This window comes from Rhodococcus sp. ACT016 (assembly GCF_050477185.1).
GTDB lineage: Bacteria > Actinomycetota > Actinomycetes > Mycobacteriales > Mycobacteriaceae > Prescottella.
Genome location: NZ_JBEAET010000001.1, coordinates 5,709,000 through 5,721,426 on the forward strand (window position 1 = coordinate 5,709,000; position 12,427 = coordinate 5,721,426).

Annotated in this window: 12 protein-coding genes; 2 read left to right on the forward strand and 10 right to left on the reverse strand. The window is 68.5% G+C overall.

What is annotated here, in order from left to right:
• Positions 1 to 20: 20 nt before the first annotated feature.
• Positions 21 to 914, forward strand: a complete 894-nt coding sequence (locus tag ACQ5DX_RS26145) for an oxygenase MpaB family protein (RefSeq protein WP_430335368.1) — start codon at positions 21 to 23, stop codon at positions 912 to 914.
• A gap of 196 nt (positions 915 to 1,110) precedes the next feature.
• Here the strand turns inward: ACQ5DX_RS26145 and ACQ5DX_RS26150 are convergent, their stop codons facing one another.
• From ACQ5DX_RS26150 to ACQ5DX_RS26185, 8 genes are all read right to left on the reverse strand, one after another.
• The gene (locus ACQ5DX_RS26150; protein ID WP_430335369.1) at positions 1,111 to 2,055 is read right to left on the reverse strand and encodes an alpha/beta hydrolase; all 945 of its coding nucleotides are present in this window, start codon (positions 2,053 to 2,055) and stop codon (positions 1,111 to 1,113) included.
• A gap of 136 nt (positions 2,056 to 2,191) precedes the next feature.
• Positions 2,192 to 3,664, reverse strand: coding sequence for a pyruvate kinase (gene pyk, locus ACQ5DX_RS26155; RefSeq protein WP_430335370.1), 1,473 nt, complete (start codon positions 3,662 to 3,664; stop codon positions 2,192 to 2,194).
• The gene (locus tag ACQ5DX_RS26160; protein WP_430335371.1) at positions 3,661 to 4,161 is read right to left on the reverse strand and encodes a hypothetical protein; all 501 of its coding nucleotides are present in this window, start codon (positions 4,159 to 4,161) and stop codon (positions 3,661 to 3,663) included. The genes pyk and ACQ5DX_RS26160 overlap by 4 nt, the downstream gene beginning before the upstream one ends.
• Before the next feature lie 86 nt (positions 4,162 to 4,247).
• A complete protein-coding gene (locus tag ACQ5DX_RS26165) occupies positions 4,248 to 4,985 on the reverse strand; it encodes an SDR family NAD(P)-dependent oxidoreductase (RefSeq protein ID WP_430335372.1) in 738 nt (245 codons plus the stop codon).
• 8 nt (positions 4,986 to 4,993) lie between these two features.
• Entirely contained in the window at positions 4,994 to 5,776 is a 783-nt protein-coding gene (locus tag ACQ5DX_RS26170) for an SDR family NAD(P)-dependent oxidoreductase (RefSeq protein WP_430335373.1), read from the reverse strand.
• A gap of 34 nt (positions 5,777 to 5,810) precedes the next feature.
• A complete protein-coding gene (locus tag ACQ5DX_RS26175; RefSeq protein ID WP_430335374.1) occupies positions 5,811 to 7,166 on the reverse strand; it encodes an MFS transporter in 1,356 nt (451 codons plus the stop codon).
• A 107-nt stretch (positions 7,167 to 7,273) separates the two neighbouring features.
• Complete coding sequence (locus ACQ5DX_RS26180) at positions 7,274 to 8,155, reverse strand: polysaccharide deacetylase family protein (RefSeq protein WP_430335375.1); 882 nt, start codon at positions 8,153 to 8,155, stop codon at positions 7,274 to 7,276.
• An 11-nt stretch (positions 8,156 to 8,166) separates the two neighbouring features.
• Positions 8,167 to 9,177 carry an asparaginase gene (locus tag ACQ5DX_RS26185; RefSeq protein ID WP_430335376.1) on the reverse strand — a complete coding sequence of 337 codons (1,011 nt, stop codon included), beginning with the start codon at positions 9,175 to 9,177 and terminating at the stop codon, positions 8,167 to 8,169.
• Positions 9,178 to 9,310: 133 nt separating this feature from the next.
• On the opposite strand from ACQ5DX_RS26185, the gene ACQ5DX_RS26190 reads away from it, so the two are divergent.
• A complete protein-coding gene (locus ACQ5DX_RS26190; RefSeq protein ID WP_430335377.1) occupies positions 9,311 to 10,336 on the forward strand; it encodes a LacI family DNA-binding transcriptional regulator in 1,026 nt (341 codons plus the stop codon).
• Positions 10,337 to 10,352: 16 nt separating this feature from the next.
• Here the strand turns inward: ACQ5DX_RS26190 and ACQ5DX_RS26195 are convergent, their stop codons facing one another.
• Both ACQ5DX_RS26195 and ACQ5DX_RS26200 read right to left on the reverse strand, forming a co-directional pair.
• Positions 10,353 to 11,066, reverse strand: a complete 714-nt coding sequence (locus ACQ5DX_RS26195; RefSeq protein ID WP_430335378.1) for a type 1 glutamine amidotransferase — start codon at positions 11,064 to 11,066, stop codon at positions 10,353 to 10,355.
• Positions 11,059 to 12,297, reverse strand: a complete 1,239-nt coding sequence (locus ACQ5DX_RS26200) for a MurT ligase domain-containing protein (RefSeq protein WP_430335806.1) — start codon at positions 12,295 to 12,297, stop codon at positions 11,059 to 11,061. Before ACQ5DX_RS26200 ends, ACQ5DX_RS26195 begins: the two co-directional genes overlap by 8 nt.
• Positions 12,298 to 12,427 lie beyond the last annotated feature (130 nt).

Here is a 12,427-nt window from a genome sequence, read left to right on the forward strand (position 1 = left end):
TCCGACCGGGAGGAGCCGCCGTGCCCCGATATCTCGATCTCGCAGACTCCGAGCCACGACTGACGAACGAGCGCACGCGCATTCGGATCACCACCTCCCCGCGCGCCACCCGCCGGCGAATCACCGATGCGCTCGACTTCTGGGCTTTCGCCGGGGGCGCGGCCAACGTCGTCATGCAACTGTCGTGGCCCGAGGTGGGGCACGGTGTCGTCGAGAGCAAGGTCGAGTCCGGCAGCCTCTTCCGGCATCCGTGGAAGCGGGCGCGCACCACGTTCACGTATCTGTCGGTGGCGATCCTGGGTACCGATGACGAGCGTCGCGCCTACCGGGAGGCCGTCAACGGTGCGCACAAGCACGTGCGGTCCGACGAGAACAGTCCCGTCGAGTACAGCGCTTTCAACCGCGAGCTGCAGCTGTGGGTGGCGGCGTGCCTGTTCGTCGGCTTCGAGGACACGCACCAACTGCTGCACGGAAGGCTGACACCCGAGCAGGCCGAGGAGTTCTACCGGTCGTCGTCGACGCTCGGCACCACCCTGCAGGTCACCGAGGACATGTGGCCGGCCACGCGTGCGGATTTCGACCGCTACTGGAACATCGCGTGCGAGCGGGTCGCGATCGACGACACGGTGCGGGACTACCTGACCGCGCTGACCGGCCTGCGGATGGTGTCGTGGCCGCTGCGTTTCGCATTCGGCGGGCTGCTGGGGTTCCTCACCGCCGGATTCCTGCCGCCGCTGTTCCGGGAGCAACTCGGCCTGGAATGGAGCGACGACGACCGCCGTCGCTTCGAGCATCTGTTCCTCGCCGTCGCGTTCGTGAACCGCTTCGTCCCGCGCTTCGTCCGCCACCTGCCCAGCCGGGTGCTGATGCGCGATCTGCGGTGGCGGATCCGCAGCGGACGACCCCTCGTGTAACACCGTGGTCTCACTTGTCGGGCAAACGGTCACAACTCGGGAAACTGCAGCTCGAGGCATTGCGGAGGCCGCCTCCGCGCGTACTATCAGTAGTGCGGATCAAGTGAGTAATCGGTAACGGTGAAACGCTTGTGAAGCAGAGATGCCGCCGAGGATGTGAAGACATTCCCGGCGACACCCCTGTTTGGGGGAGTTTTCAGACGGTCCTCGCCAGCGCGCGCTGCAGCCCCAGGTGCATGTCCTCCCGCGTTCGGTCCGAGACCGACACCCCGGGAAAAGCATTGGATCCGTGAAAGGTTCCCGGCCGGTGGTGCAACTCGACGGGGACGCCCGCCCGCATCAAGCGGAGCGCGTACTCGATGGCCTCGTCGCGGAGCGGATCCAGTTCGTTGGCCGCGATCCACGCCGGGGGCAGCCCGGAGACATCGTCGGCGCGCGCCGCCGCGGCATACGGTGGCGTTTCCGTGGATCGGTCGCCGAGGTAGAAGTTCCACCCCAGGACCGCCTGGCTGTGGGTCCACAGCGGCGTGTCGATGAACTCGCGGACCGACGGCGTCTCCAGTCGGTCGTCGAGCATCGGATTGTCCAACAGCTGGTAGACGAGGCGAGGGCCGTTCTCGTCCCGCACCCGCACAGCCAGTGCCGCCGCGAGCCCGGCTCCCGCGCTGACCCCACCGATGGCCAGACGGTCCGTATCCACACCGAGCTCGTCGCCGTGCGCCGCGACCCAGTCGAGGGCGGCGGAGCAGTCGTCCAGGCCGGCGGGATAGGGGTGCTCGGGGGCGAGGCGGTACTCGACGCTGACGACGACGCATCCCACGGTGCTCGCGATCTCGACGCACGAGCGCTCGGACGCCTCGATCTCGCCGAAGACGTATCCACCGCCGTGGAACCAGACCAGCGCACCGAGCCGGGAGAAGCTGCCGCCGGGGGTGTAGATGCGGACAGGAACCTGCGGGGCACCCGGCGGCCCCGGGACCAGGCGGTCGACGACGGTCAGATCGTGGGGACGCACGACCTTGGTTGCGAGTTCGGCCGCGCGTTTGCGCTGTCGCTCGCGGAACGCCACCGGGTCGGCGATGTCTACCTGGGGGAGCGTCGGCACTAGGGTCCGCAGCTCGGGGTGGATGCGATCGATCAAGGCGTCTCCTGGGTCTCGGCGACAGCAACAATCGGAGATGTGCGTGTGCTGCAACGAGATCCAGGTTAGGAACGACAGGAACCGGCCGGACCGTATCCTCCCGTCTGGCGGGACGATACGCACGATGAGGCGCCTTCTAGTGGTCTTCCTCCCCGATCCGGTGGACGTGGATCAGGTTGGTCGAGCCTACTGTGCCGGGCGGGGATCCCGCGACGATCACCACCAGATCGCCCCGGTTGTACCGGCCGAGCGACAACAGGGCGTGATCGACCTGGAAGAACATCTGATCGGTCGACGCGACCGGATCGACGAGGAACGTCTCGGTCCCCCACGACAGCGCCAGCTGGCTGCGCACCTCCGGCAACGGCGTGAACGCCAGCAGCGGCAACGGCGAATGCAGCCGCGCCAGCCGGCGGACGGTGTCCCCGGACTGCGTGAACGCCACCAACGCCTTCGCGTCCAGCCGCTCCCCGATGTCCCGGGCCCCGTACGAGATCACCCCACGCTTCGTGCGCGGGACGTGCGTCAACGGCGGCACCCGCGCCGGATCGGTCTCCACCGCCTCGAGGATCCGGGCCATCGTCTGCACCGTCTCCATCACGAACTTGCCCACCGACGTCTCACCCGAGAGCATCACCGCGTCCGCACCGTCGAGGACCGCGTTCGCCACATCCGACGCCTCCGCCCGCGTCGGACGCGAGTTCTCGATCATCGACTCGAGCATCTGCGTCGCCACGATCACCGGCTTCGCGTTCTCGCGGGCGATCTGGATCGCCCGCTTCTGCACCAGCGGCACCTGCTCGAGCGGCAACTCCACACCCAGATCACCGCGGGCCACCATCACCGCGTCGAACGCCAACACCACGGCCTCGAGATTCTCGATCGCCTCGGGCTTCTCGAGCTTCGCGATCACCGGCACCCGCCGCCCGACCCGATCCATCACCTCGTGCACCAGCTCGACATCCGCGGGCGAACGCACGAACGACAGCGCGATGAAATCCACCCCGAGACGCAGCGCGAACTCGAGGTCCTCGATGTCCTTGGTCGACAACGCCGGCACCGACACGTTCATCCCGGGCAGCGAAACACCCTTGTTGTTCGACACCGGGCCGCCCTCGGTGACCCGGCACACCACATCGTCACCGTCGACGGACTCGACCACCAGGCCGACCTTGCCGTCGTCGACCAACAGGCGGTCACCCGGCTTCGCGTCCTGCGCGAGCTGCTTGTACGTGGTCGACACGCGGTCGTGGGTGCCGTCGCAGTCGGCGACGGTGATCCGGATCTGCTCACCGGTCTCCCACACCGTCCGGCCCTCGACGAAACGCCCCAACCGGATCTTCGGCCCCTGCAGGTCGGCCAGAATGCCCACCGCACGCCCGGTCACCTCGGATGCCTCCCGCACCCGCCGATAGTTGTCCTCGTGATCCGCGTGTTCACCGTGACTGAAGTTCAGTCGCGCTACATCCATTCCGCTCTCGACGAGCTCACGGACACGGTCACCGGAGGCGGTTGCCGGGCCGAGAGTGCAGACGATCTTGGTGCGTCGGAGCGATCGGCAGGGATCGCGGTCCGGGCGCGTCACGGGTTCGATGGGTGTTCTCCTCACGATTCGTCGACGGTCAGACCGAGGCCGTGGCCGTCCCAGGTGGTCAATCGGATGGTGCGGTGTGGTTGTTCGACAACGGCTTCCACGGCGCGTCCGCGGCCGTGCCCGTACGCCGCCATCCCGCTGAGCACGAGTGCCGCGACGGTCGTCGACGTGAAGGGGAGCACGGTGGCGGGCTCGGCCCCGGGGAAGCCGACTTGTGCGACACGTTCCGAATGGCGTTGAGGTGCAGCGAGATGCAGTGCGACGCGTCGGCGGGCGTCCGGGAGATCGCCGGCCACGATCGAGACCGGCCGTCGGCGGTCGGTGAGGGGCTCGGGTTCGTCGAACCCGGCCGGGAGTGACATCGACGACCAGTGCGGCTCGGGAGCTCCGAGCGACTCGACCGCCGCCCACATGGCGGTCAGCGAATCCGTCACGGTGGTGCGACCGGTCGGAGTCGACACGGTCCAGCCGGACGCCGCGGCACGCACGCGCGCCGATCGGGAGTCGACCATCCGGGCCACCACCTCCCGCTGCGTACGGGACCGGACGACCAGCCCGAGCCAGTCCCCGATCCGTCCTCCCGGGCACCCGCCGCACATCAGGGCATCACGTCCCCGCTGTTCGGGCCGAGGGTCTGCCCGACATAGAGGTTGCCGCCCGGGTCCGACGCCAGCAGGACCGCGGTGGGCGCGACCTCCTCGGGTAGGCCGAAGCGGCCGAGTGGCAACTCCCGGCGCTTGGCCTGCTTCCAGTCTTCGGTGATGCCGTCGACCAGCGGTGTCTCGATCGGTCCCGGTGCGATCGCGTTCACCAGCACGTTGTCCTTCGACACCTCGAGCGCGAGTGACTTCGTCAGCGCGATCGCGCCCGCCTTCGCGGCCGAGTAGTGGGTGAGGCCGACGCCGCCCTTGATGCCCAGCTGCGATGCGATGTTGACGATGCGTCCGTTGCGGGCGGCCACCATCGCGGGGACGGCGGCGCGGCACATCAGGAACATGCCGGTCAGGTCGACGTCGATCGTCCTGCGCCACATGTCGAGTGACATCTCGCTCAGCGGTGACTCCTCGAGGATCCCGGCCGAGTTGACGAGAACGTCGACCGTGCCGATGACGCCCACCGCGGCCGAGTATGCGGCCTGCACCGACTCTTCGTCGGCGACGTCGACCGCGACGGCACCGTCGGCCGCCATCGCGCGAGCCGCGTCCTCGGCCGCGGTGAGATTCCGGTCGGCGATCACGACGCGCGCACCCGCGTCGACGTAGGCCTCGGCGATCGCGCGTCCGATCCCGCTGGCGCCGCCCGTGATCAGGGCGTGTCGTCCGTCGAGAATTCCCATGATCGCTCCTAGTCCTGCATCTTGGTGGTGAGCCCGCCGTCGACGACGAGGGATTGCCCGGTGAGGTAACGGGATTCGTCGCTGAGGAGGAAGCGGACGACCGTCGCGATCTCCTCGGGTGTGCCGACCCGTCCCCACGGGATCTTCGCGCCGGCGGCGACGAGGCCGTCGGGGCCGAGCGAGTTCACCGGGTCCGACGACTGGGGTGTCTCGATGAGCCCCGGCACGATCGCGTTGGAGCGGATACCCCGCGGTGCCAGTTCGACGGCCAGCGCGCGGCTGAGCCCGAGCACCCCGGCCTTCGCCGCCGAGTAGTGGGCGTGGTCGCCCCAGCCGTAGACGCCGCCGGCGATCGACGAGATCGAGACCAGGGCGCCTGGACCGCTCATGCGGTTCGCGGCGGCGCGCAGCGTCCGCATCACACCGGTCAGGTCGACCTGCAGCATGTCGTCCCAAGCCGCATCGTCCAGCTCGGCGATCGAATGCTTGCGGAGAACACCGGCATTCGCGACTGCGAAGTCGAGGCGTCCCCATTCGGTCAGGGCCCGCTGGGCGAACGCGTCCACCTGGCTCGTCGACCGGACGTCGACCTCGTGCACGACGGCCGCGCCACCGACCGCTTGCACGCGGCGGAGGGTCTCGGCCGGATCGTGCGGATCGCCGGGGAAGGTGCCGATCACCACCCGGGCGCCGACCTCGGCCAGGGCCACGGCGGCCTCGCGTCCGATGCCGCTGGCGGCGCCGGAGACGACGGCCACCTTGCCCTGCATGTGCTCGTAGGGGTTGTTCATCTGTCGTGATCCTGTCTGTCGGTGGTCAGGCGGGTCACCCGGCGGTGACGGCGACCTTCTTGGCGAGCAACATGACCAGTCCCGAGGCGAAGGTGCCCACGGCGCCGACCCAGAACGCGGCCGTTCCGAAGCTCACGCTCGCGGAGACCATCGCGGTCAGGAGGAAGCCGCCGATCACCGCGCCGGGCTGGCTCATGGCGCCGATGAAGGTGGCACCGGTGGCGCGGCAGTCGGTCGTGTAGCACTCGGCCATGAAGAAGTTCATCGCCGAGTAGGGGCCGAGGAGGAAGAAGAGTCCGAACATGTAGGCCGGGAGCACGAAGGCCGCCGACGACGGTCCGAGAAGCATGACCGCGAACATGATTCCGCCCACCATCCAGCCACCGACGATGACGTTCCGGCGTCCGAACCGGTCGCCGGCCCAGCCGTGGAACAGGTAACCGAAGACGCCGACGACGTTCGCGAAGACCACCAGGAGCAGCGTGAGGTTGCCCGAGAAGCCCTTCCCGTCCTCGAGGACGGTGGTGCCGAGGACGCTGAACGTCTGGATGCCGAACCAGTTGATCATCCAGGCGACGGACAGCACGATCGTGTTGCGCCGGTTCGCGCCCTGGAAGATGCGTGCCAGCGAGCTCGACTCGGAGTGCTCGATCCCGTACTCGGCGGCGAGCGCGCGAGCCTCGTCGGTCTTGCCGGCCTTGCGCAGGCGGCGGATCCGGTCCTGGAGGTCGAACTGGGGGGACTCCTTCAGCCGCGCGCAGACGAACGCGATGATGAGCGCCGGCAGCGTCGCCACCACGAACACCAGGCGCCAGTTCTCCGGCCCGACGATCGAGCCCATCAGCGCGACGAATCCGGCCGCGAGGAGGGCGCCGAGCGGCCAGCCGGTCTGCACGAACGAGTAGATGAATCCACGGTGCTTGCGAACCGCTTCACTCTCGGAGACCGCGTAGATCTCGTTGAGATACGTTGCGTTGACCGCCTGTTCGGACAGGCCCATGCCGCCGATGGACTTCGCGGCGACGAGGCTCAGGGCGCCACCGGACGCGGCGGTCGCGGCCGACGAGAGGGCGGTGCCACCGACGGTGATCATCATGCCCTTGCGCCGCCCGAGCCGGTCGACGACCGGACCCACACCGAGCACGACGACTGCGGTGCCGATGCTCACGAAGGTGGAGATGAGCAGGGCGTGTGAGCTGCTCCATCCGAAGTCTTCCTTCACGCGGGGGAGGAGCGTGCCGAAGAGGATGAAGTCGTAGACCGCGACCGTCCAGGCCAGAAAGGCGATGATGGTGGACTTGCGGGTCTCCCGAATGCTGAAGCGTGGGAGTTGCTTGGTCGGTGTCGCGGAAGTTTGCGATAGTGGATGTTCCTCGGCCGTCTGGCTCATGGGTGTCCTTCCCGGGACTGATGATGTCGGAGGCTGGGGCGACGGTGGGAGCGCGGGCCTTGCGCTCCCACCGTTTTCGTTCGCTGAGGGGTTTCGTGTGCCGAGCGTCAGTTCTGACGCGGGAACCGGGCCTTGAAGTCGTCGGCCATCTGATCAAAGGTGACCCACTCGACACCGTCGTGCTTGTTGATGTGCTCGATGAGACGCTCGAGCATGAGCAGGGACTGCGGACGCCCGGACACGTCCGGGTGGATCGTGATCGGGAAGATCGCGTAGTCCATCTCGCGGTAGACCCAGTCGAACTGGTCGCGCCACATCTCCTCGAGATGCCGCGGGCTGACGAAGCCGTGGCTGTTCGGGCTGGACTTGATGAACATCTGCGGCGGCAGATCGTCGAGCAGCCAGTTCGCGGGAATCTCGACCAGGTCGGTCTCCTCACCGCGCTCGAGCGGCTTCATCCAGGTCTCGGCGGCCTGGCTGTAGTCGATCTTGGTCCACGAGTCGCCGACCCGCACGTAGTACGGCGTGAAGTCGTTGTGCATGAGCGAGTGGTCGTACTTGATGCCCCGCTCGACCAGCAGCTCGTTGGTCACCTTGGAGAACTCCCACCACGGTGCCGTGTAGCCGGTGGGCTTGCGACCGGTGAAGGACTCGATCAGCTCGATGCAGCGGTCGAGGACCGCGGTCTCCTGCTCGCGGGTCATCGCGATCGGGTTCTCGTGGCTGTAGCCGTGGATGCCGATTTCGTGGCCGGCCGCGACGACCTGCTCGATCTCGCGCGGGAAGGTCTCGATCGAGTGGCCCGGGACAAACCAGGACGTCGTGATGCCGTACTTCTCGAAGAGCTTGACCAGCCGGGGAACGCCGACCTCGCCGGCGAAGAGGCCGCGGGAGATGTCGCCGGGCGAGTCCTCGCCTCCGTACGAGCCGAGCCAGCCGGCGACGGCATCGACGTCGACACCGAAGTTGACGTAGATCTTCTTGGACATGCGTACCTCTTTCATCGGTGGGACGGACGCAACGTGGCCGGGACGGCCACGGTGGGATGGGTATGGGAGCGAACGATGTTCGCGATCTCGGGGACCGGTGCGACGGCCAGGGCCGACGCGAGCAGTATTCGGGCCTGGGCGGGGCGCAGCAGCCCCGCGGACAGCACCCCGGCCTCGGCGAGGTCGGCTCCGCCGCCGTTGCCGTAGCGGGCGACGATGTCGCCGTTCGCGACACGGGTACCGACGATCACGGGGATCCCGGCTGCGATGCAGTCCCGTGCGGCCGCGACGAAGCTCGGATTGGCGTTGCCGACGCCGGTGCCCACGATGACCATTCCACGCGCGCCGGCATCGACCGCGGCGTCCAGGAGGGTGCGGTCCGCTCCGGGGTGCACCGCGACGATGTCGACTCGGGGTAGGGCGTCGGGCAATGGAAGCGGTTGCGGGCGTGCGGGACAGTGGTCGATCTCCACCTCGCCGTCGCGCACGTGACCCAGGGCGCCGCCGGCACCGTTGTCGAAGGCATCCAGTGCCGTCGTGTGGCTCTTGCGGGTTCCGGCCGCGGCCAGGATCCGACCGTGGAAGGCGATGACGGTACCGATGCCGCGCGCGGAGGGGGTGGCGGCGACCAGTACGGCGTCGCTCAGATTCCGGGCGCCGTCCCACTCCCGGGAATCGGCTGCCAGCTGCGCACCAGTGAACACGACCGGTCGATCGTCCGCCTGGTGAAGGTCGCACAGATACGCAGTCTCCTCCATCGTGTCGGTGCCGTGGGTGACGACGACGCCGCTCACCTCCGGGTCGGTCAGTGCATCGGCGATCGCGCGGATGATCGTCAGCTGGTCGTCCGGCGTGAGCAGATAGCTGCCCGTGGTCAGGACGTCGCGACCCTCGACACGGATACCGCCCGGGGCGACGGACGCGAGCAGCGAGGAGACGTCGTCGGCCGCGACGGCGTTTCCCGACGAGTCGTTGCGGGACGCGATGGTCCCACCGGTGGCGAGCACGACAACCTTGCTCATGACGTCCCTTCAGAGATTGCGCAAACGTTTGGGCCAAACGTTTGCGCCCATTAGAATGGTGACCGCGGCCACGTGTCAAGAGGGAGCGGGCTACGTTTCACAGCGTTTACATGGCGTGGAAGGATCGACTGTCGTGGGGAACCCGAAGAAGCCGCGGGCTACGTTGCGGCTCATTGCCGACGAGCTGGGCGTTCACGTGTCGACGGTTTCGCGTGTCCTCAACGGAACGTCGGCGCCGGGCACGCGCACCGCCTCGGCGGCAACCGCCGAACGCATCCGGACGCTCGCCGACAGCCTCGGCTACCGCCCGAACCTGCACGCCGCGAGCCTGCGGACGAACCGCACGAACCTCATCGGCGTGCTCGTTCCCCGCCTCTCCGACTATGTGCTCGCCACGATCTACGAGGGGATCGAGGAGGCCGCCGAGGAGTCGGGCCTGTCCACGTTCGTGACGAACTCGCTCGACAATCCGGAGAACCAGTCGACGCGGACCGAGATGCTGCTCGCCCGGCAGGTGGACGGCCTCATCTTCGGTGACGCCCACCTGGATCACCGGTTCCTCGACGGTGTCGCCGAACGGGGGACGCCGTTCGTCCTGGTCTCGCGGCGTGCGGGGGACCATCCGTCCGTGACGTGTGACGATTGCGCGGGGGGAGCGCTGGCGGCGCAACACCTGCTCGCGCGCGGACACCGTCGGGTGGGTGTGATCGCGGGTCTGCCGTTCGCGAGCACCACCGTCGACCGCACCCGCGGTTTCGTCGACGCGTTCGCGCGCGCCGGACATCCGGTCTCCGACGGCGACATCGTCTACACCGGGTTCGACGCGGCGGGCGGCCGCCAGGGTGCCACTACGCTGCTCGAGCGGTCACCCGACCTCACCGCGATCTTCGCCACCAACGACTTCGCCGCGATCGGTGCCTACGGCGCGCTCCGTGACGCCGGTCGGGAGGTGGGTCGCGACGTCGCGGTGATCGGGTACAACGACGTTCCTCTCGCCGCCGAGATGACCGTGGCACTCACCACGGTGCGTTCGCCGATGCACGCGATGGGCCGAGAGAGTGTTCGCATGCTGGTCTCGATCCTCGGCGGCACCGAGGTGACCTCGGAAAGGCTCGCGCCCGAACTGATTTCGCGAGCCTCCAGCGATTTCGTCCTGTGATGCGGCGGAAGCCGGCCTAGCGCACCCGCAACCGCTCGCGGCGCAGCAGTTCCACCTCGGGCAGATCCAGCGGCGGCAGTTCGTCGACGCCGAGCGCGCGCTTCAACAGCAGGTCGGCCAGTTCCGGGTTCCGCGCCAGGACGGGACCGTGCATGTAGGTGCCGATCACCGAACCCTGGGTGACGCCCTCGAATCCGTCGCCGACACCGTTGCCGACGCCGTGCGTCACCCGTCCCACCGGCTTGGCATCCGGGCCGAGAGTCGTTCCGCCACGGTGATTCTCGAATCCCGACAGGGGAGCGGTCAGGCCGTCGATCAGGGGCGTGGTGATGACCTCGCCGATCGAGCGCTTCTCCTGCGGGGAGGTGGTGGCGTCGAGCATCGACACACCCTCGACGCGCTCGCCGGCCGACGTCTCGTACCAGTGCCCGAGCACCTGGATCGCCGCGCAGATCGCGAGCACGGGGGCGCCGCGCTCGGCCGCCTTCTGCAGCCCCGGATAGGTCGTGAGGTGCCGGGTAGCCAGCCGCTGTGCCGAGTCCTCGGCGCCGCCGAGGGTGTACAGATCCAGCGACTCGGGTACCGGGTCGCTGAGGGTGATGTCGACGATCTCGGCGTCGAAGCCACGCATGCGCAGGCGCTGCCGCAGGATCAGCGCGTTGCCACCGTCGCCGTAGGTGCCCATGACGTCGGGCAGGACGAGGCCGATACGGACCGTGGACTCAGACATCGCGGCTGTTCTCCTTGGCGATTGCGGTGTTCAGATCACGGAACGCCGTGTAGTTCGCGAGCACCTCGACACGTCCGGGCGGGCACGCCGTGATCGCCCGCATCGGATCGTGCTCGAGCGTGTGCTCGACGCCCGCATACGTCAGCCGGACCGCGAGGTCGGTGCCGCGTTCGCCGGCGGCGACCACCTTCACGCCCTCGAAGTGCTCGAAGCGCACGTCCCACAGCCACGACAGGTCCTCGCCGTCGGGCACCTGACCGTTGACGGCGATGACGAGGCCGTCGACGCTGTGGTCGATCATCGACAGCGCCTCCTGCCAACCGGCCGGGTTCTTCGCCAGCAGCATGTGCACCGAATGCGCGCCCACCTGCACGGTGCTGTACCGGCCGGCGACCTCTTCGACGATCGACGCGGCCGCGACGGCGTCCTCGGCCTTCGCGCCCATCGCGACGGCCGCCGCCACGGCTTGTGCGGCATTGCCGCGGTTCGCCTTGCCGGGCAGCGTCAGCTTCATCGGGATCACGAGCCCGTCCGGGCCGTACAGGTTGTCGTCGTCGAGCCACCAATCGGGCGTCGGACGCGCGAAGTCGGAGCCGGTGCTGCGCCAGTGCGGGCCGTCCCACACGATCGGCTCGCCGGTGCGCGGGCAGCTGACGGAGTCGCTGGCCCAGCCGCTGCCGGCAGCAACCCAGATCACGTTCTTGCAGTCGTACGCGACAGAGGTGACCAGCACGTCGTCGCAGTTCGCGACCACGATCGTGTCGGGGTGACGCTCGAGGCCGGCGCGCAGCCTGCGCTCGATCATGTTGATCTCGCCGACGCGGTCCAGCTGGTCGCGGCTGAGGTTGAGCAGGACGACGACCTCGGGGTTCACCGCGTCGCTCACGTGCGGGACGTGCAGTTCGTCCACCTCGAGCGCCGCCAGCGGCGCGTCGACGCGGGCGGTGAGCGCGGCGACGATGCCGGCGTCCATGTTCGCGCCGTCGGCCTGCGTCGCGACCTCGTCGAGGGTGGCCAGCGCCGCCGCGGTCATGCGGGTGGTGGTGGACTTGCCGTTGGTGCCGGTGATGACGACTGTGCGCCGCCCGCGGCCCAGTTGCTGCATGAGTGTCGGGTCGATCTTGAGGGCGATCAGGCCGCCGATCATCGAGCCCTTACCGCGGCCGGCCTTCTGCGAGGCCCAAGCCGCCGCGGCGGCCGCGCGCAGCGCGAGACGGCCCCGCAGTGTCATCCGAGTGCTAGTTCCCACGTGCCGAGTTTTCCACAGGCGCGGAAGTGGCGGGGTGCGGTGTTGCGCCTGCCACGTCCGGAAACGACGATGCCGCGTCCGCTCGGGGACGCGGCATCGCGCAAGCGAGGAG